Genomic DNA, 19,929 nt, shown 5'->3' with positions numbered 1-19,929 from the left:
AACATAAAAATATAAAAAATCTCTCTTTTTTCTGTATATAAGTCTGGTTTCGGCTTACCATATCGGAAATAGAGGGATTTTTGTTTTTATATTGAAATAAGGCGTGTACGTTATGTTAGATGTTCAACCCAGCCATTTTTTTGCCTGTTTGGATCGCTTGAAGTTAATCCGGCGTTGGTCGCTGATGCGCAATATCGATAAAGAGAATTTGGCGGAACACAGTTTGCAAGTGGCGTTTGTGGCGCATGCCTTGGCGTTGATTAAAAACCGTTTTTTTAATGGCACGGTTAATCCGGAGCGGATTGCGCTGATTGCGATGTATCATGACAGCAGTGAGATTTTTACCGGCGATCTGCCGACACCGGTCAAATATTTTAACCCGCAGATTACCGAAGCCTATAAACGGATTGAGGTCGAAGCGGAAAAGCATTTGTTGCGCTTACTGCCGCAGGCATTACAAGCGGATTTTGCGCCGTTGCTGTGTGCCGAACTGATTAGCCCGCAAGATAAACACTTGGTGAAGCAGGCGGATGTGATTTGCGCTTACATCAAAGCCCGCACCGAGTTGGAACACGGCAATCAAGAATTTATTCCGGCGTTGAAACGGCTAGAAGGTTTGCTTGATGAGTGGAAAAGCGAAGAAATGAACTATTTTTTAACGGTGTTCGTGCCGAGTTTTGGACGAGCGTTAGATGAATTGAGCCTGTAAAAAGGCAAAGTGCGGTCTGAGAGGGCAGAATGGCAATCACAATAAAAAAAGAGTGGAAACAACGCTATATCGACGATCCCAAACGGGAGCATGATCACCGTTCGCCGTTTCAGCGCGATCGCGGGCGGATTTTGCACTCGGCGGCGTTTCGCTGTTTGCAGGCAAAAACGCAAATTCATGCGGTGGGCGAAAATGATTTTTATCGTACCCGCTTAACCCATTCGTTGGAAGTGGCGCAAATCGGCAGCAGCTTGGCGGCGCAACTGGGTTTAAGCGAACCGTTTCAAGCGTTATCGGCGCAGTTGAATATCGCTGAACATGAGTTACAGAAAATGCTGAAACCGTTGTTGCCGCCGATTAGCCTGATCGAAACCCTCTGTTTTGCCCATGACATCGGACATCCGCCGTTCGGACACGGCGGCGAAGTGGCGTTGAATTATATGATGTCGCAAGCCGGCGGTTTTGAAGGCAATGCCCAGACTTTTCGTCTGATTACCAAATTAGAGCCGTACACCGAAAAAGCCGGGATGAATTTGACCCGTCGCGCGATTTTAGGCGTGGTGAAATACCCGACGATTTTAGATGACGCTTCGCCGCAATATGCCAAGTGCGGTCTGCAACCGCACTTGACTGATCCGCGCTATGTCAATATGCGCAATTGGAAACCGGGAAAGGGTTTGTTCCGCGATGATTCTGCAGTGTTTGATTGGCTGCTGCAACCGTTAAGCCGCGCAGATCGTGATGAATTTTGCCGCTATCGGCAAGCGCGGCAAACGCCGCAAGACAGGTTGAAAACCGTGTATAAATCATTGGATTGCAGCATTATGGAATTGGCGGACGATATTGCCTATGCGGTGCATGATTTGGAAGATGCGATTGTGGTCGGGGTGGTGAATCTGCAACAGTGGCAGCAGGCGTATCAACAACTGAAAAATTGCCAATCCGTTTGGGTTCAACAACATATTGATGAGTTGAGCGAAAAGCTGTTTTCCGAACATCACTATCAGCGCAAAAATGCGATTGGGGCGTTGGTGAATTATTTTATCACTTCCGCCCGTTGGAAAATCAACCAAAACTTAAACGATCCGTTACTGCGTTATAATGCGGAGTTGCCATCGGAAGTGGTGGAAGTGCTAAGTATTTTCAAAAAATTTGTCTGGCAATATGTGATTTGTCATGTCGATACGCAACGGATCGAATATAAAGGACAGCGGATTTTATCTGAGTTATTCCAAATTTTCGAATCTGATCCGCAGCGCTTGCTGCCGCCAAATACCGCCAAACGTTGGCAAAGTGCGGTCGACGGTGATAAAAAACGGATTATCTGTGATTACATCGCCGGTATGTCCGACGCCTATGCGCTGAAAGTGTACCAACAATTATAATAAAGCGAAGAGAAAAATGATTTTATCCGGAGTATTGGCTAATGCGGGCTTAGTGGTCGTCGGTGGAGTCGTTGGCAGTTTGTTGGCGAGCCGGGCAAAAACGCAGGTTATCGACAGTGTGTTGCAAGGCTTGGCGCTGTGTGTTGCCTATGTTGCGGTGCAGAATCTGATTGGCGGCGGTAATATTTTTATTATCGTTGCTTCGATTGTGCTTGGTGCGATTCTGGGGGAACTGTTGAAATTAGACAGCAAGTTGACCGCACTTGGCGACTGGGTGCAAACTAAAGTTAATCGTGGCAAAGGCGAATTGGCGATTGCCGAAGGTTTTGTCAATGCGTCGCTGCTGTTTTGTGTCGGCGCAATGGGCATGGTCGGTTCGTTGGAAAGCGGGCTTGCCGGCAATCATCAAACTTTATACGCCAAAGCGGTGATTGACGGCATGGTGTCGATTGCGTTTGCGTCCACCATGGGAATAGGCGTGGCGTTTTCGGCGGTATCAATTCTGATTTATCAAGGCATTATCGTACTCAGTGCCAGCTTAATCAGTCCCTATCTTTCCGCACAGGCAATCAATGAAATGAGCACCGTCGGCGGCTTGCTGATTCTCGCCATCGCCTTAAATATGCTGAAAATCACCAAAATCCGCGTCGCTAATTTTATGCTGGCACCGCTATTGGCGATTGGGTTTTCGTTCTTCCTTTAGTTTTCTCTGAATTCAAGGCAAAAAAAAAGCCCTCCGCAAGGAAGGGCAAATATATTTGGAGTCATACTTTTTTAGGGTATGGCGCTATTATACTTATCTAATTTCACAAATCAATAACAAATATGAAATATTTTGTTAAATTTCACATTTATTTCTTATGCGGATTGCGCGTGTTGCTATCGACCAAGTTGCGCATTAATAACGCATAGTTCAGCTCGATATCTTCAGGTACCTCTAAAAACACAAAATGTCCGTCGCCCGGCGCAACCTCAACCGCTTCGTTTTTGCGGTTGAGCATTTTGTTGATCTTGAACACGATATTGCCTTTCGGGGTCATCAGTTCGACTTCGTCGCCAAGCAGGAATTTATTTTTTACCGCCACTTCCGCCATGCCGTTTTTACGCACGCCGGTGAATTCGCCGACAAATTGTTGCCGTTCGGAGATCGAGTAGCCGTAGTCGTAATTTTGATATTCATCGTGGGTGTGGCGGCGCAAAAAGCCCTCGGTATAACCGCGGTGTGCCAACGATTCCAAGGTGTGCATTAAATTTTCGTCAAACGGCTTACCGGCGGCGGCATCGTCAATTGCCTTGCGATAGACTTGTGCGGTGCGTGCGCAGTAGTAGAATGATTTGGTGCGCCCTTCGATTTTTAATGAATGAACCCCAAGTGCGGTCAGCTTCTCAACGTGCTGTACCGCGCGCAGATCTTTCGAGTTCATAATATAGGTGCCGTGTTCGTCTTCAAATGCGGTCATTTCTTCGTCAGGGCGCTGGCTTTCGGTTAAGAGAAACACACTGTCAGTCGGTTTGCCTTCGCCCAGCGTAGGCGCGACGTTTTTGACTTCGATCAGGTGATCCGGATTGACGATATTGCCGATTTCGTCTTCTTTGCCTTCTTTCACGTTATATTCCCAACGGCAGGCATTGGTGCAAGTGCCTTGGTTCGGATCGCGTTTGTTGATGTAACCCGACAACAGGCAGCGCCCGGAATATGCCATGCATAATGCACCGTGTACGAAAATTTCCAGTTCGATTTCCGGCACTTGTCGGCGGATTTCAGCGATCTCATCCAGCGACAACTCACGCGATAAAATCACCCGCGTCAGCCCCATTTGTTGCCAAAATTTGACACTCGCCCAGTTCACCGCATTGGCTTGCACCGAAAGGTGAATATCCATCTCAGGAAAATGTTGGCGCACCAACATAATCAAACCCGGATCGGACATAATCAGCGCGTCGGGTTTCATATCAATTACCGGTTGCAAATCGCGAATAAAGGTTTTCAGTTTGGAGTTGTGCGGTGCGATATTCACCACCACATAAAACTTTTTGCCGAGGGCGTGGGCTTCATCAATCCCGATTTTCAGGTTGGCGTGGTTAAATTCGTTGTTGCGCACGCGCAGGCTGTAGCGCGGCTGTCCGGCATACACCGCGTCCGCGCCGTAAGCAAAGGCATAGCGCATATTTTTGAGTGAACCGGCCGGCGAAAGCAGTTCCGGTTTGAAATTCGTTTGGCTCATCATCTGTCTCTTATTTCTGATGTCAGGTCAGGTTATACCTTTTGCCTTATAAAAAGCAAAGTGCGGTATAAAGGGACGGCGATTTTATCCTGTTGCTATTTTTTGTGCAACTGAAACGGTGATCACATTTTCGAATAAAAAAGCAAGAAGGCGTTGAATTTCATTTCAAAATCACTATACTAGCAAACTAGTACAACAATACAAATCGACAAAAGGATTGAATGATGAAATTAGGCAAAACCTTACTCGCAACCGCACTTGGCGGTTTACTGTTTTTTAGCGCCGCACACGCTGAAAAAAGTGTTCAACAAAGAGTGGCAATCACGGCGATTGTCGAACATCCGGCATTGGATGAAATTCGCAAGGGGATCATCGACCAATTGGCAAATGAAGGCTTTGTCGATGGCAAAACGATTAAAATTGATTACCAAAATGCGCAAGGCAGTTCGGCGACCGCCGGGCAGATTGCGCGTAAATTTGTCGGCGATAAACCGGCGGTGATTATTCCGATTACCACGCCGAGTGCGCAGCCGGTAGCGGCGGCAACCCGTCAAATTCCGGTGATTTTTAGTGCGATTACCGATCCGATTGCGGCGAAATTGGTGAAGCAGTGGGGCAAAAATACCGGTAATGTTGCCGGTGTTTCCGATCAAATTCCATTAGAGCCGCAAGTTGAGTTGATTCAAACGTTAGTGCCGAACGTGAAGTCAATCGGTTATGTGTATAGCCCGGGTGAAGCCAATTCGGTGGCGGTGTTGGATATGCTGAAAGTCGCAGCGGAGAAACAAGGGCTCAGCGTATTGGCAGTCCCGGCGCAGCGCACGGTGGACATCAGCACCGCCGCGCGCAGCTTAATCGGCAAAGTGCAGGTGATTTATACCTCGACCGATAATAATGTAGTATCGGCGTATGATGCGTTATACAAAGTAGCGGTGGAAAATAAGATCCCGTTAATCGCAGCGGATTTTGGTTCGGTGGAGCGCGGCGCAATCGCAGCGTTGGCGACAAATCAATATCATATCGGGGTCGAAACCGGCAAAATGGCGGCGCAAGTCTTGCGTGGCGCGAAAGTGTCTGAACTGGAAACCATCCGCATGCCCGATCAGGATTTGTATTTAAATCCGCAGGCGGCAAAATCGCAGGGCGTTGAACTGCCGCAAGCATTATTGGAGAAAGCCACGCGCGTGATTAATCCGTAATATTTTTTGATTTTCATTTCAACCGCACTTTGTGTTCAATTAACGCAAAGTGCGGTTTTTTACATTCTATGCTTTCTTATTTTTCCTGATTTGTGAGCAAATTGGCATTAATGCTTCAGGGTGGATAATTTCTATTACGGTTGTATTGATTTTATTACGGATTTTGATTATCTTTAGCCGTAAGATAATTTTGTCTGACAGGAGTGAAGAATGAAAACAGTAAAAACAATGTTATGGGCGGCATTAAGTGCGGTATTGATCAGTGGCGGCGCTGTGGCGAACGAGGTCAAAAATGTAGCGATCACCGCAATTGTGGAACATCCGGCGTTGGACGCGGTGCGGGAAGGGGCGTTGGCGGAACTGAAAAAAGCCGGTTATGAACAAGGCAAAAATTTGAAAGTGGATTTCCAAAGCGCGCAGGGCAACACGGCAACCGCGGCGCAAATTGCACGTAAATTCGTAGGCGACAAACCGGATGTGATTTTGGCAATCGGTACGCCGAGCGCGCAATCGGTGGTGGCGGCGACGCGTCATATTCCGGTGGTGTTTTCTGCGATTTCTGATCCGGTGGCGGCGAAGTTGGTGAAGGATTGGGACGCGTCCGGCACCAATGTCACCGGGGCTTCGGATACATTGTTGATTCAGCCGCAAATTGATTTAATTAAACAGTTAATCCCGAATTTGAAAAAAATCGGCTATGTCTATAGTACCGGCGAAGTCAATTCGGTGGTGGTGTTGAAGCAGTTGCAAGAAGCGGGCAAAGCGAACGGATTTGAGGTGGTGGAAGCCCCCGCACCGCGCACCACCGACATCGGCACTGCCGCGCGCAGTTTAAAAGGCAAAGTTGATGTGATTTATACCTCAACCGACAATAATGTGGTGTCCGCTTATGAAGCGCTGTATAAAGCGGCGTTGGATTCAGGCATTCCGTTGATCGCTTCCGATACCAGCACCGTTGCGCGCGGCGCAATTGCGGCATTATCCAACAACTATTATATCTTGGGCGAAGAAACCGGCAAAATGATGTCAAGAATTCTTGACGGTGAAAAGGCAGGTGATATCCCGGTGAAAACCATGGATAAATTGGATTTACACCTGAATTTGAAATCCGCCAAAGCCTTTGGGGTAACGGTGCCGCAATCCTTGATTGACTCGGCGAAAGAGGTGATTAGCGAATAGTTGATTGCTTTTTAAGCGAACTATCGCGGTTGATAAAAATGATACAAGGCTAACCTGTATCACTGTGATAGTATAACAAGACATTTAATGTTGATTATATTTATACCGCACTTTTCTTCAACCTGAGGCAAAGTGCGGTTTTCTGATTAAAGATTGATGATTATGACTTCGGTATTATTTTTAGGTGCTTTAGAGATCGGGTTGATCTATGCCTTAGTTGCGTTGGGCGTACTGATTTCCTTTCGTATTTTAGACTTTCCGGATTTGACTGCCGACGGCAGTTTTCCCTTGGGGGGCGCGGTGTGTGCGGTGTGTATCGTCAATGGCGTCGACCCTTGGATTGCCACTTTTGCCGCCGCCCTTGCCGGCGCGGCTGCCGGTTTGGTGACCGCATGGTTACACGTTTCGCTCAAAATCTTACAACTGCTCGCCAGTATTTTGGTGATGATCGCGCTCTATTCGGTGAATTTACGCGTGATGGGCTCGCCGAATTTATCCCTCTTGAACGAGCCGACGATTTATGCGCCGTTTATCAATGAAGATGCCAGTAACCAACTGTATATTCAGCCGTTGTTTGTGCTTGGTTTTGTGATTGTGGCGAAATTGGCACTGGATTGGTTTTTCAACACCGAGATCGGTTTGGCGGTGCGCGCGACCGGGGCGAATTTACGCATGGCAAAAGCGCAAGGCATTCCGACCGGGAAAATGATTTTCTTAGGCATGGCGATTTCCAACGCCTTGATTGCGCTCGGCGGTTCGCTGTATGTGCAAACCCAAGGCGGGGCGGATATGTCGATCGGCGTGGGCACGATTGTGATCGGCTTGGCGGCGGTGATTATCGGCGAGACCTTGATTCCATCGAAACGTATTCTGGTGATCACGCTTGCCGTGGTGGTCGGTTCGATTTTATACCGTTTCTTTATCGCGGTGGCGCTCAGCAGCGATACCTTGCGTGAAATCGGTTTCGGTGCGCAGGATCTGAATTTGGTGACTGCGATTTTAGTGGTGTTGGTGTTGATTGCACCGCAGATGAAAAGTAAATTTTTAGCCAAGAAGTCGTAACGCTTATGATGAAATTAGATGATTTAAAAATAACCTTCAACCGTGGCACTCCGATTGAAAATCCGGTGCTGCGCGGGCTGTCGTTGGATATTGGCGAAGGGGAGTTTGTGACCGTTATCGGCAGTAACGGCGCAGGTAAATCGACCCTATTAAATGCAATTTGCGGCGATTACTTGGTTGATTCGGGTAAAATTTATCTGAATGGTAAAGACGTAACCCGTAAAGGCACATGGCAGCGTGCGGCGTCGGTGGCACGCGTGTTCCAAGATCCGATGCTCGGCACCTGCGAAGGACTGACGATTGAGGAAAATATGGCGTTGGCTTATAACCGCGGCAGAAAACGCGGTTTATCGTTTTTCACCAATAAAGCCGCGCGCGATCTGTTCCGGGAAAAGCTATCGATGTTAAAGCTCGGTCTGGAAGATCGCCTGACCGACCGCATGGGGTTGCTTTCCGGCGGGCAACGGCAGGCGGTCAGCTTATTAATGGCGTCGTTACAGCCGTCGAATATTCTGTTATTAGACGAACACACCGCCGCCCTTGATCCGAAAACCGCCGCTTTTGTGATGGAGTTGACTGATCGCATTGTTAAAGAAAATAAGCTGACAGTGATGATGGTGACTCACTCAATGCGCCAAGCGCTTGATCACGGCGAACGCACGGTGATGTTGCACCAAGGGCAAGTGGTGTTGGATGTGAAAGGCGAAATCCGCGATAAAATGGATGTGCCAGATTTGCTACAACTGTTTGAGAAAACCCGCGGTGAAGAAATTACCGATGACAGCTTGCTGCTGGGTTAACCCACGCTAATGCGCAGTCTAACCGCACTTTGTTTATCATGAAAGCAAAGTGCGGTTTTGTATTATAAGGAAATTGCGTTTTACTTAAACTTCCGGTCGGCTACTGCAAATGAATTCGCCGTCTTTGCCTTGCCATTCGATTTCGACGAGGGTGCCGGTGCTGAAGCCGATTTGTTGCGCCGAGCCGCAAAGTGCGGTGACCAGATCCTCAACGAAGGGTAAATGAGAAACCAATAAAACGCTGGCTACGCCGTCTTGCCATAAAGTGGTCAGATAATCCACGACAATATGGCTGTTGCCATAAGGGGTGATGGCGTCCCAGGTTTCGATTTCATTGGGAAGTGCGGTTTGTGTCGTGTCGGCTAAAGCCTGATAAGTTTGCTGGGCACGGTTATACGGGCTGACCATGACTTTTTCAATCTGACTTGCCGCTTCACTCAGCCAGACACCTTGCTGTTTCGCTTGTTTAATACCGTGCGCGGTCAAATTGCGCTGCGTATCGTTGCGTGCAACCAGCTCGGCTTCTCCGTGACGCATAATAAAAATTCGCATATAACCTCTATCCTGTGATGTGATTACGTTCCTTGCCCTATAAGATAACCGTTTGTAATGGCAAACAAAACAAAAATTTCCAGTTTGTGATCTCGATCTACATTTAATTTGAGCGTATAATACAGCCAATTTTACGGTCGGTGTCATTTTATTTTCAATTCGATGTCACCCACTGTCATCTATTCATCCTATCACCAATACTTTAGAGGTATGTTCATGTCAAGAAGACTGAGAAGAACGAAAATTGTTTGTACAATGGGTCCGGCAACTGACCGTGATAACAACTTAGAGAAAATTATTGCGGCAGGTGCGAATGTGGTTCGTATGAACTTCTCCCATGGTACGCCTGACGATCATATCGGCCGTGCGAATAAAGTACGCGAAATCGCGAAAAAATTGGGTAAACAAGTGGCGATTTTAGGTGATTTGCAGGGGCCTAAAATTCGTGTTTCGACCTTTAAAGACGGCAAAATTTTCCTGAACATCGGTGATAAATTCGTCTTGGATGCAGACTTGCCTAAAGGCGAAGGCAACCAAGACGGCGTTGGTTTGGATTATAAAGAATTACCGAAAGACGTGGTGCCGGGCGACATTCTGTTGCTGGACGATGGCCGGGTGCAATTGAAAGTGTTATCGACCGAAGGTAACAAAGTGTTTACCGAAGTGACTGTCGGCGGTCCGTTATCGAACAACAAAGGGATCAACAAATTGGGCGGCGGTTTGTCTGCCGATGCGTTAACCCCGAAAGATAAAGCCGACATTATTACAGCGGCGAAAATCGGCGTGGATTATTTGGCGGTTTCTTTCCCACGCAACGGTGCGGATCTGCATTATGCGCGCCAACTGGCACAAGAAGCGGGTTTGAATGCCAAAATCGTCGCCAAAGTGGAACGTGCCGAAGCGGTTGCGACCGATGAAGCGATGGACGATGTGATCTTAGCCTCCGATGTGATCATGGTGGCGCGTGGCGACTTAGGGGTGGAAATCGGCGATCCGGAATTGGTTGGTGTTCAGAAGAAACTGATCCGTCGTTCACGCCGCTTGAACCGTGTGGTGATCACCGCAACCCAAATGATGGAATCGATGATCAGCAATCCTATGCCAACCCGTGCGGAAGTGATGGATGTGGCGAATGCGGTGTTGGACGGCACCGATGCGGTGATGTTGTCAGCGGAAACGGCGGCGGGTCAATACCCGGCGGAGACCGTTGCTTCAATGGCGAAAGTTTGCTTGGGCGCAGAAAAAATGCCAAGCATTAATGTGTCCCGCCACCGTATGGACGCGGTATTCAGCAGCATTGAAGAATCCGTTGCGATGTCGGCGATGTACGCGGCCAACCACTTAAAAGGCGTAAGCGCCATTATTGCGATGACCAGCTCCGGCCGTACCGCACTTTTGATGTCACGCGTCAGTTCCGGTTTGCCGATTTTCGCCTTATCGCGTAATCAACATGCATTGAACTTGGCGGCACTGTATCGCGGGGTAACGCCGGTTTACTGTGAAGAAGCCAGCCGTACCGTTGAAGGTGCGAAAAACGCGATTGAATTGCTGAAAGACAAAGGTTATTTGGTTTCCGGCGATTTAGTGTTGTTGACCCAAGGCGATGAACTTGCCGAAGGCGGCACTAACACTTGCCGTACTTTAGTGGTTGAATAATTGGCAACCGCTGATTAAGAATGAAAACCTCTCGATCTTCATGACGAAGCGAGAGGTTTTTTCTTGATCTTTTTTATCCACCTTTTTATGTAGAGAAACGATTCATTTGGGAGATAACAATGCGCTATTTATGGTTTTTGACCGCACTTTTATGGCTTCCGAGCGTTTATGCTGCGTTAGACGGGCAACAACTGGTGCGTGATGCCCGCAGTCAGATCGGCGTCACCTTGACCTATGATTCCGCCTATCGCAAATTGGCTTATCCGATGGGGGATATCGAACCGTCGAAAGGGGTTTGCAGCGATGTGGTGATCCGCGCTTTACGTCGGCAGGATAAAGATTTGCAGCGCTTAGTGCATGAAGATATGAAGAAGGCATGGGAACAATATCCGAAAAATTGGGGTTTAAAAACGATTGATCGTAATATCGATCACCGCCGAGTGCCTAATTTGGAGGTTTATTTTAAACGTCATGCCAACCTGCGGTCGTTAACCGATGTGGCTGATTTTCAAGCCGGGGATATTGTGACTTGGCGTTTAGACAATAACGCACCGCATATCGGAATCGTCTCGGATAAAAAAAGCGCTGGCGGCATTCCGTTAATTATTCACAATATCGGGCGCGGCACACAGGAAGAAGATATTTTGTTTAAATACAAAATGGTCGGACATTATCGCTATTAAGCTTAAGCACGGAATAAAATGGGTCTATGGCAGACCCGATTAAGCGTTAATGCACGGCTTTCTCGCTGCTGCTTAACATCTGGCATTCCCAGCCGTTATATTCGCCGTCGTATTCTGCCGCTTGTCGTTCAAACTCCTCCACTAAACTGAAAATAGACTCATCATCCAAGCTGGCCTCTTGTTCCAAGTTGACCAGATAAACGCTTTCTCCGTCATATTGCACCGGCGTTTCGGTGTATTTAATATCAAAAGAAAGTTGTTGGGAGAAATAATCAATAAATTCCTCCATCATCTCTTCACGTTCAAACTGGAATTTATGTGTGATTTGACGCGGTTTTGACAGATCTTCGCCTTCTTGCTGCAACAAGGTCAGGGTATCGGCTGTGGCATTCAACTTCATTTCCAGCGGAGAAGGCAGCAGGAAATCGTAATATAAATCACAATTCGGATCAGCCTGACTGATCGGAACAATCCCGTTACTGCGAATGAAATCCAGTTGTTGCAGTGACCGAGTGAATGCCTCGGTATCTTTAGTGTAAAAATACAGGGTGATTTGACCATCGGCAACAATATAACCGGCAAACAAACTGTCATTCAGCGCCATTAGCGGCAGTAAGGTTTGTGAAAATTGATCCAAATAGTGCTGTGCCGTAGTAATGCTTTGATCGCTGCCCAACGATAAAGGAAGGGAAAAATGTACGACATACGAATGTGCATTTTCGTCCAGTTGTTCGGCGATTGCCAAATTCACCGTAATAACCGCCTCTTTGTCTTTCAGGGCGGTACGGTAGGTTTGCCAATTGTTTTTTGCTACCATAATTCCGCCTTATTTAAATGAAGCCCACACCGGCGCATGATCCGACGGTTTCTCCATCGCTCTGATCTCCAAATCAATTCCGGTTTCGATACAACGCTGTGCAAGTGCGGTATTTGCCAGAATCAAATCAATGCGCAAGCCACGGTTGTCGTCAAATCCTTTGGAACGATAATCAAACCAAGAGAAACGATCGTCGGCGCTCGGGTTTAAATGGCGGAACGTATCAACCACGCCGAAATCCAATAAGCGTTGCAACCATTCTCTCTCTTCCGGCAGAAACGAGCATTTGCCGGTGCGCAGCCAACGTTTGCGATTCTCTTCGCCGATACCAATGTCTAAGTCCGTCGGGCTGATGTTCATATCGCCCATAATGATGACCTGATTTTCGGCAGGCAAGTGGCTTTCCAAATAGGTTTGCAAATCGGCATAAAATTTTTCTTTTGCCGGAAATTTGGTTTCATGGCTGCGGCTTTCGCCTTGCGGAAAATAGCCGTTGATCACTGTTACCGTGCCATTCTCCATTGCCAGATCCGCCATAATAATCCGCTTTTGCGCGTCCGGGGTATCGTCGGGAAAGCCGCGCCGCACCGCTAACGGTTGCTGTTTGCACAGCAATGCAACGCCGTAATGGCCTTTCTGCCCATGGTGAAACACATGATAGCCTAAATTTTCCACCAAATGATAAGGAAAATCTTCATCCGCAACCTTGATTTCCTGCAGTCCGATCACATCGGGCTGATGTTTGGCGACAATCGCTTCCAATTGCAGCGGTCTTGCTCTGAGTCCGTTAATATTAAATGATACAAATTTCATGATTAGCCTGTTTATTTTTCTTTATTCTCCGAAAGACGGATTTTAGCAGAGTTTGCGAAATCTGTCTGTGCGGCCCCTCTGTTTTTTATTGGGTAAATTTTTATTTAATCCTTTCTCTATTTTTGTTAAAATAACGCCAATTTTTTTCTATTAAAAGGTTAAAAGATGTTCAATAACAATGGAATGTCCAAAGTATTACGCTTGTCGATTATCGGTGGACTGCTTTGCGCGACTTCCGCAGTGGCGGAACAGAGTGCGGCATCGGATGAAGCCCAAGCCCAAGCGCAGCAAATCATAGCGCCTGTTAATAATGAGGTGCAACAAGCGGCTGCTCAGGTGCAGCAAGTCGGGGAAGAAGCGCTGCAAGCGGTTGATGTCGCAATACAGCAAGAGGCCGAAAACAGCCAAAGTGCGGTAGAAATAGCCGCGGCATTAGCGGCAAAACAAGCGGCACAGGAAAAACTACAGCAGTTGTTGAACGGAACTGAAGTCCAATTTGAATCCGCACTTGCCGATTTGTATGCGGATCACCAATTTGCGCCGATTTGGACGGATAAAGCGGCGGAAAAATCATTTTTACAACAGTATGTGGTGTGGGTGCTAAGCGGGGTTTCCCACACGGCAGCCGATACCTTAGCGGAAATCAGCCGTAGCGATGATGGCATGGTGCGCGATATTTTGTTGAGTGACGCTTTCCTGAACTATTTGTATTATCAAGAAAATTTGAAAAGATCCTCAGCCAAATGGCTGTATGGCAACAGTGGTTATAAAGCAACTTTGCCAAGCGAAAGCAAAATTGCCGCTTGGAAACAAGCGATCGGCGACGGGCAAACGGCGGCATTCGTACAAAAATTGGCGTCAAATAACAAGCGTTATAAGCAAACCGTTGAAACAGTCTTGCGCTCTTTGCCTGACAGTATCGCCAGTTCGGTCAGTGTGAGCGAAACGTTAAAGCCGGGCATGCAATCAGCGGATGTAAAAAATTTGGCGACCATTTTGAAAGGCAAAGGCTTTTTACCTGCAACACATAACGGCAGTATTTATGATGATGAATTGTTGGCGGCGGTGAAACAATTTCAAGCCCAAAACGGTTTAACGGCCGACGGCATTGTCGGTGCCGGTACGCGCAATCTGTTAAATCAAAATTTAACCAGTAATCTGTATAAATTATCGATTAACGCGCAGCGTTTAAGCGTATTGCCAAACGAAACCAACGGCATTTTCGTCAATATCCCGACCTATAAGCTGCATTATTATCGTGACGGCAAATTGGTGTTGGATTCTAAAGTGATTGTCGGTAAAAAAGACCGCCCGACGCCGGTGATGTCAAGCCGTTTGAGTAACGTGGTGGTCAATCCGCCATGGAACGCGCCGGTGCGCAATATTAACCAAGACATTATCCCGAAAGTGCGCCAAGATCCGAGCTATATCTACCGCAAGGGCTACACCATTATTGATGGCAAAGGACGTACGATCGATCCTTACACCATTGACTGGGAAAATATGACGGCGAAAAACTTTCCGTACCGATTGCGTCAAGCCCCGGGTGGCGACAGTGCCTTAGGTAACTACAAATTCAATATGCCGAGTAGCGACGCGATTTATTTGCACGATACCCCGTCCAGAGGCTTATTCGGGCGTAATGATCGTGCCTTAAGCTCAGGTTGTGTGCGGGTGCATAAATCGGATGAACTGGCGACTTTATTGTTGCAGGAAAACGGCTGGAGCAACGAACGTCAACGGCAGGTGCTTGCCAGCAAAAAAAACACATCGGCTAATCTGAGCAAGCGCGATGATGTCTATTTGTATTATGTGACCGCATGGGTCGATAACGGCAAAGTGCAAACCGCGCCGGATATTTATGGTCATGATCGCAAATTGGCAAAAACCAATGTGAATTGGAGAAATGTGAAGCAATTACTGAATTAAAACACCAAAATTGCAGCATATATCGCAAAATTATAAAAAAGCTATTGATTAATAGCTTTTTTTATGTTTTTCTAGGCAAAATTTGCTAGAAAATGAACTTGTTTGGTTTTTTAGCGTCGAATAAACACATTTAATCCACTATTTTATTACTCATTCAAAGACTATGACCGAAATCAATAACTCGCGCCGTAAGTGGTTAGCCTTGGGCGGCATTGTACTGGGCGGCACACTGTTGCCGACCGAGTTGCTGGCAGCCGTTTCCACCCCTAAGCCAAGGGTGATGACTTTTAGAAATATCAATACCGGAGAACGACTTACTTCAGCCTTAACAAACGGCAAAATCAGCAACACCACCGATTTAAAAAAATTGAATCATCTGCTCAGAGATCGCCGCAGTCAAAAAGTCCACCGTATTGATCCCCGACTGTTCAGTAAACTGTACCAAATTCAAGGTAATTTAGGTTTGCGTAATACCGAAATCCAAATCATCTGCGGTTATCGTGCGCCGGCGACTAATGCCGCCATGAGCGCGCGCAGCCGCGGGGTGGCAAAAAACAGCTACCATATGCGGGGGGAAGCGATTGACTTCCGTATCGACGGCGTATCTTTGGCAAATGTGCGCAAAGCGGCGACCCGCCTGAATAATGGCGGAGTCGGTTATTATCCGCGCAGTAATTTTGTGCATATTGATGTTGGCCCGAACCGCACTTGGCGCGGGAGTTGATACAAGTATTCGCATGAACGTCGAAATTATTCCCGTTACAGCCTTTCAGCAAAACTGTTCGATTATTTGGGACGAACAGAAAAATGCCGCGATTATCGATCCGGGTGGCGAAGCCGATAAGTTGATTCGTTTTATCGAAGAAAACGCGCTTCGGCTGCAAAAAATTCTGTTGACCCACGGGCATTTGGATCATGTCGGTGCGGCGGCAAAATTAAAGCAACATTTTCAAGTTGAAATTGTCGGACCGCACTTTGACGATACCTTTTTATTTGATTCTTTGCCTGAGCAATCACGCCGTTTCGGTTTATTCGAAGTCGATGTGTTTTATCCCGATCACTGGTTAAATCAAGCCGGGCAGATTGTGACGGTCGGCGATCTGCAATTTGAAGTGCTGCATTTGCCGGGGCACACCCCGGGGCATATCGGTTTTATCGAACATCAGAAGAATATTGGATTTACCGGCGATGTGTTGTTTAACAACAGTATCGGGCGTACCGATTTTCCGCGCGGTGATCATCAACAGTTATTGACCTCAATCCAAGAAAAATTATTTCCATTAAATGACGAGATGATCATTGTCGCCGGGCATGGTCCGGCAACCAAAATCGGTTTGGAAAAACAGAGTAATCCGTTTTTAACCCGCTAAATTCGTTTCCAAAAAATAAAACTCGCCAAGTGCGAGTTTTATTTTTTGTTATGAATACAATGACGGATCATCTTCATTCGGGCGGGTTTTAAAACGGCGGTGTAACCACATATATTGCTCAACCCCTTTCAAAATCTCTTTTTCCACCAATTTATTCATTAAAACCGCAATTTCGGTTTTATCCGGAACGGCAGGGAAAACAAAAGGTTCGGAAATCGAGACATGATAGCCCGAACCGTCACGTTTTCTCAGCGGGGCAAAAGGGACGATTTTGGCTTGCGGCGAAGATTTCAGTAAGTAGTAGGAACCGGTGGTCGTGGCGGCGTCCGCTACCGCAAAAAAGGGAACGAATACCGCATTTTTGCGTCCGTAATCATGATCCGGCGCATACCAAATCGTATCGCCTTGTTTTAATGCACGAATCATGCCGCGCAGATCCTTACGATCCAGAAGGGCTTTATTTGAGCGCAGCCGCCCGTGGTATTGCAGCCAGTCAAAAGCCGGATTATCGTTAGGGCGATAAACCCCGACACCGGGGTGAGATAAGCCAATCACCCGCGCGCCCAGTTCTAAAGTCAGAAAGTGGATACCGACTAAAATAACGCCATGCTTGTTATCCCGGGTTAAATGCTCAATGCCGCTGATTGAACACCACTTTTTTATTCGCTTGTCCGGCCAAAACCATGCCATGCCGGTTTCGATAATCCCCATGCCGACCGAACGTAAGTTTTGTTCTAAAATCGCTTCGCGCTCTTGTACGGTTTTTTGCGGAAAGCAGAGTTCCAGATTGCGGCGGGCAATTGCCGCGCGCTTTTTTCCAACGCCTAATTTAGAAAATAACCAGCCGAGCGAGGTGCCGATCTGCAATAATAGCGGATAAGGCAGTAATAAGATCAGACGAAAAAGGCCCAAACCGATCCAAAAGAACCAATATTTAGGGTGTAAAAATTCGCGTTTAAACTGTGGGAGCTGCTCTTGTGCCATTCAACCTTTCCTGCGTTTTAATCTCATTGCCATGCGAGTTATCGCCGCTATAGTTTAACGGAAAAACAAATAAATAAACATTTTTATGATAGAATCAGGAAAATTTTCTCAGGAGTAGGTTATGACACAATATTCAACGCAATTCAAACGGGCTAATGTGTTGGTACTGGGCGATGTAATGCTGGATCGCTACTGGTTTGGCGCAACCAATCGCATTTCGCCGGAAGCGCCGGTGCCGGTGGTGCGGGTACAAAATAATGAAGAACGTGCCGGCGGTGCGGCGAACGTGGCGATGAATATCGCCGGTTTAAATGTGCCGGTGAACTTATTGGGCTTTATCGGACAAGATGAAGCCGGTGCGGCATTGGAAAAAATGTTGCGTCGACAAGGGATTGATTGCGATTTCGCCGCGTTGGACACCCATCCGACCATTACTAAATTGCGGATTTTATCCCGTCATCAGCAGCTGTTACGTCTCGATTTTGAGGAAAACTTTCATGATGTGCAAAGTGCGGTTTTAGTGCGGAAATTGCAAAGTACGGTTGCTGATTACGGCGCATTGGTTCTATCGGACTACGGCAAGGGCACATTAAATGATGTACAACAAATGATCCAAATTGCGCGCGCGGCAAAGGTGCCGGTGTTGATTGATCCGAAAGGCACGGATTTCGAGCGTTACCGCGGCGCAACCTTGCTGACGCCGAATTTATCGGAATTTGAAGCGGTGGCGGGGCATTGCGCCGACGATCAGAGTATTGTGGAAAAAGGGTTGAAGTTGATTGCCGATTACGACTTGGCGGCGTTATTGGTGACCCGTTCGGAAAAAGGCATGACTTTATTACGTCCGAATGCCGAACCTTATCATTTACCCACCGAAGCCAAGGAAGTATTTGATGTGACCGGTGCCGGCGACACGGTAATCAGCGTGTTGGCGACCGCGATTGCCGACGGGCGCAGTATGGAAGAGGCGTGTTATCTTGCCAATGTTGCGGCAGGTATTGTGGTCGGGAAATTAGGCACGTCCACAGTCAGCCCCGTCGAGCTGGAAAATGCGATTCATCACCGTGATGAAATCGGCTTCGGGATTATGCACGAAGCGCGTTTGAAAGAGGTGGTTGCCAGTGCCAAAGCGCGCGGCGAGAAAATCGTGATGACCAACGGTTGCTTTGATATCCTGCATCCGGGGCATGTGTCTTATTTGGAAAATGCACGTAAACTGGGGGATCGCTTGATTGTCGCGGTGAATTCCGATGAGTCGGTGAAACGCTTAAAAGGCGAAAGCCGTCCGATTAATCCGCTTGAGGCGAGAATGGCGGTGCTTGCCGGTTTGTCTGCCGTCGATTGGGTGGTGGAATTTCGCGAAGATACGCCGCAGCGTTTAATCGGCGAAATATTGCCGGATTTACTGGTGAAAGGCGGGGATTATAAAGCGGAAGAGATCGCCGGTAGCCAAGAAGTCTGGGCAAACGGCGGCGAAGTGCGGGTGCTGAATTTTGAAAATGGCTACTCAACCAGCAGTGTAGTGGAAAAAATTCGGCAACTGGGCTAAGGATTCACCGCTCAAAGACATTCAATCGGTGGGGGAAACCCCACCTTATTTTTTGGCATTAATCAATTCCGCCAACAATTCAATATGTTGGTCAGAATCATTCAATGCCGGAATATAACGGTAGGATTTGCCGCCGTTTTCTAAAAAAAGCTCGCGGTTTTCCTCGGCGATTTCTTCGAGGGTTTCTAAGCAATCCACCGCAAAACCGGGGCAGACCACGGCAACATTTTTTTGTGCTTGTGCCAGTTGCTGCACGGTTTCATCGGTGTAAGGCTGTAGCCACGGCTCTTTGCCGAAACGCGATTGAAAGCTCAGTTGCCATTGGTTTTCGTTTAAACCTAATGCTTGCGCCACCAAAAGTGCGGTTTGGCGGCAATGCTCGGCGTAATAATCGCCTTCGTCTTGATAGCGTTGCGGAATGCCGTGAAAGGAAAACAGCAGCACTTCATCGGCTTGCAAGGTCGGGCGAATACTGTCGGCAAGGGCGCTGATGTATTTCGGGTGATCGTGATAATGCTGGATAAATTCGATTTGCGGTATAAAGCGGTGTGCTTTCAGCGCGTGGGCAAAGGCATCAAACACGCTGGCGGTGGTGGTGGAACTGTATTGCGGATAAAGCGGCAACACGATAATTTTTGCCACTTGCCGGGCAATCAGTTTGTCAACCGCACTTTGCATTGACGGCTCGCCGTAGGTCATCGCCGGCTCAATTGCGATCTCGGTATTTTGTGCGGCAAAATGCTGTTGCAGTTTCGCCACTTGGCGTTGCCCGATTGCCAACAGCGGCGAGCCTTGTTCCGTCCAAATACTTTGGTATAACTTAGCGACACGCGGTGAGCGTTTCGGCAAAATCAAGCAATTCAAGATAAACGACCACTGTAAACGCGGCAGATCGATCACGCGCGGGTCAGACAGAAATTGTTTCAGGTAGCGCTTGACCGCACCGGTGGTGGGGGCGCTAGGTGTGCCGAGATTGACTAGCAGAACACCGATTTTCTTATTCGTTATTTTTTGCTT

Annotated in this window: 19 protein-coding genes; 13 read left to right on the top strand and 6 right to left on the bottom strand. The window is 47.6% G+C overall.

All coding sequences use genetic code 11. From position 1 onward, the window contains the following. The first annotated feature begins 112 nt into the window (after positions 1 to 112). Genes yfbR through ACWA5Z_RS11990 form a run of 3 tightly spaced genes read left to right on the top strand, consistent with a single transcriptional unit; the run spans position 113 to position 2,797 of the window. The gene (gene yfbR, locus ACWA5Z_RS12000) at positions 113 to 709 is read left to right on the top strand and encodes a 5'-deoxynucleotidase (RefSeq protein WP_431052680.1); all 597 of its coding nucleotides are present in this window, start codon (positions 113 to 115) and stop codon (positions 707 to 709) included. A 29-nt stretch (positions 710 to 738) separates the two neighbouring features. Beyond that, the gene (locus ACWA5Z_RS11995; RefSeq protein ID WP_431052678.1) at positions 739 to 2,094 is read left to right on the top strand and encodes an anti-phage deoxyguanosine triphosphatase; all 1,356 of its coding nucleotides are present in this window, start codon (positions 739 to 741) and stop codon (positions 2,092 to 2,094) included. Between the two features lie 16 nt (positions 2,095 to 2,110). Then, positions 2,111 to 2,797, top strand: coding sequence for a DUF554 domain-containing protein (locus tag ACWA5Z_RS11990; RefSeq protein ID WP_431052676.1), 687 nt, complete (start codon positions 2,111 to 2,113; stop codon positions 2,795 to 2,797). A gap of 148 nt (positions 2,798 to 2,945) precedes the next feature. Here ACWA5Z_RS11990 and trhP read toward each other — a convergent pair whose 3' ends face one another. Then, positions 2,946 to 4,319: a prephenate-dependent tRNA uridine(34) hydroxylase TrhP gene (gene trhP / locus ACWA5Z_RS11985; RefSeq protein ID WP_431054352.1), complete on the bottom strand. Its 1,374-nt coding sequence runs from the start codon at positions 4,317 to 4,319 to the stop codon at positions 2,946 to 2,948. A gap of 224 nt (positions 4,320 to 4,543) precedes the next feature. Here trhP and ACWA5Z_RS11980 point away from each other — a divergent pair, with 224 nt between their 5' ends. From ACWA5Z_RS11980 to ACWA5Z_RS11965, 4 genes are all read left to right on the top strand, one after another. Further along, a complete protein-coding gene (locus ACWA5Z_RS11980; protein WP_431054351.1) occupies positions 4,544 to 5,518 on the top strand; it encodes an ABC transporter substrate-binding protein in 975 nt (324 codons plus the stop codon). Between the two features lie 210 nt (positions 5,519 to 5,728). Next, on the top strand, positions 5,729 to 6,697 hold the full coding sequence (locus ACWA5Z_RS11975) for an ABC transporter substrate-binding protein (RefSeq protein ID WP_431052674.1): 969 nt from the start codon (positions 5,729 to 5,731) through the stop codon (positions 6,695 to 6,697). 162 nt (positions 6,698 to 6,859) lie between these two features. Next, positions 6,860 to 7,759, top strand: coding sequence for an ABC transporter permease (locus tag ACWA5Z_RS11970; RefSeq protein WP_431052672.1), 900 nt, complete (start codon positions 6,860 to 6,862; stop codon positions 7,757 to 7,759). 5 nt (positions 7,760 to 7,764) lie between these two features. Continuing rightward, the gene (locus ACWA5Z_RS11965; RefSeq protein WP_431052670.1) at positions 7,765 to 8,559 is read left to right on the top strand and encodes an ABC transporter ATP-binding protein; all 795 of its coding nucleotides are present in this window, start codon (positions 7,765 to 7,767) and stop codon (positions 8,557 to 8,559) included. Between the two features lie 84 nt (positions 8,560 to 8,643). Here ACWA5Z_RS11965 and sixA read toward each other — a convergent pair whose 3' ends face one another. Further along, positions 8,644 to 9,111: a phosphohistidine phosphatase SixA gene (gene sixA / locus ACWA5Z_RS11960; protein ID WP_431052668.1), complete on the bottom strand. Its 468-nt coding sequence runs from the start codon at positions 9,109 to 9,111 to the stop codon at positions 8,644 to 8,646. 216 nt (positions 9,112 to 9,327) lie between these two features. On the opposite strand from sixA, the gene pyk reads away from it, so the two are divergent. Beyond that, the gene (pyk, locus tag ACWA5Z_RS11955; protein ID WP_431052666.1) at positions 9,328 to 10,767 is read left to right on the top strand and encodes a pyruvate kinase; all 1,440 of its coding nucleotides are present in this window, start codon (positions 9,328 to 9,330) and stop codon (positions 10,765 to 10,767) included. A 119-nt stretch (positions 10,768 to 10,886) separates the two neighbouring features. Further along, on the top strand, positions 10,887 to 11,450 hold the full coding sequence (locus ACWA5Z_RS11950; RefSeq protein ID WP_431052664.1) for a DUF1287 domain-containing protein: 564 nt from the start codon (positions 10,887 to 10,889) through the stop codon (positions 11,448 to 11,450). Between the two features lie 46 nt (positions 11,451 to 11,496). Here ACWA5Z_RS11950 and ACWA5Z_RS11945 read toward each other — a convergent pair whose 3' ends face one another. Both ACWA5Z_RS11945 and xthA read right to left on the bottom strand, forming a co-directional pair. Beyond that, on the bottom strand, positions 11,497 to 12,267 hold the full coding sequence (locus ACWA5Z_RS11945) for a TIGR01619 family protein (RefSeq protein ID WP_431052662.1): 771 nt from the start codon (positions 12,265 to 12,267) through the stop codon (positions 11,497 to 11,499). Between the two features lie 9 nt (positions 12,268 to 12,276). Beyond that, positions 12,277 to 13,080 carry an exodeoxyribonuclease III gene (gene xthA / locus ACWA5Z_RS11940; RefSeq protein WP_431052660.1) on the bottom strand — a complete coding sequence of 268 codons (804 nt, stop codon included), beginning with the start codon at positions 13,078 to 13,080 and terminating at the stop codon, positions 12,277 to 12,279. A gap of 165 nt (positions 13,081 to 13,245) precedes the next feature. On the opposite strand from xthA, the gene ACWA5Z_RS11935 reads away from it, so the two are divergent. From ACWA5Z_RS11935 to ACWA5Z_RS11925, 3 genes are all read left to right on the top strand, one after another. Continuing rightward, positions 13,246 to 15,009, top strand: a complete 1,764-nt coding sequence (locus ACWA5Z_RS11935) for a L,D-transpeptidase family protein (RefSeq protein ID WP_431052658.1) — start codon at positions 13,246 to 13,248, stop codon at positions 15,007 to 15,009. A 163-nt stretch (positions 15,010 to 15,172) separates the two neighbouring features. Next, positions 15,173 to 15,733 carry a DUF882 domain-containing protein gene (locus tag ACWA5Z_RS11930; protein WP_431052656.1) on the top strand — a complete coding sequence of 187 codons (561 nt, stop codon included), beginning with the start codon at positions 15,173 to 15,175 and terminating at the stop codon, positions 15,731 to 15,733. A gap of 13 nt (positions 15,734 to 15,746) precedes the next feature. Further along, positions 15,747 to 16,379: an MBL fold metallo-hydrolase gene (locus ACWA5Z_RS11925; RefSeq protein WP_431052654.1), complete on the top strand. Its 633-nt coding sequence runs from the start codon at positions 15,747 to 15,749 to the stop codon at positions 16,377 to 16,379. Positions 16,380 to 16,427: 48 nt separating this feature from the next. Here the strand turns inward: ACWA5Z_RS11925 and lpxL are convergent, their stop codons facing one another. Then, entirely contained in the window at positions 16,428 to 17,363 is a 936-nt protein-coding gene (gene lpxL / locus ACWA5Z_RS11920; RefSeq protein ID WP_431052652.1) for an LpxL/LpxP family Kdo(2)-lipid IV(A) lauroyl/palmitoleoyl acyltransferase, read from the bottom strand. 121 nt (positions 17,364 to 17,484) lie between these two features. On the opposite strand from lpxL, the gene hldE reads away from it, so the two are divergent. Further along, the gene (gene hldE, locus ACWA5Z_RS11915; RefSeq protein ID WP_431052650.1) at positions 17,485 to 18,912 is read left to right on the top strand and encodes a bifunctional D-glycero-beta-D-manno-heptose-7-phosphate kinase/D-glycero-beta-D-manno-heptose 1-phosphate adenylyltransferase HldE; all 1,428 of its coding nucleotides are present in this window, start codon (positions 17,485 to 17,487) and stop codon (positions 18,910 to 18,912) included. Between the two features lie 45 nt (positions 18,913 to 18,957). Here the strand turns inward: hldE and hemH are convergent, their stop codons facing one another. Further along, entirely contained in the window at positions 18,958 to 19,920 is a 963-nt protein-coding gene (gene hemH, locus ACWA5Z_RS11910) for a ferrochelatase (protein ID WP_431054350.1), read from the bottom strand. Between the last annotated feature and the right edge of the window lie 9 nt (positions 19,921 to 19,929).

The organism is Testudinibacter sp. P80/BLE/0925, from assembly GCF_053570785.1.
Note: the sequence above shows the minus strand (reverse complement) of the source record. Positions and strands in the feature narration are given on the sequence as shown.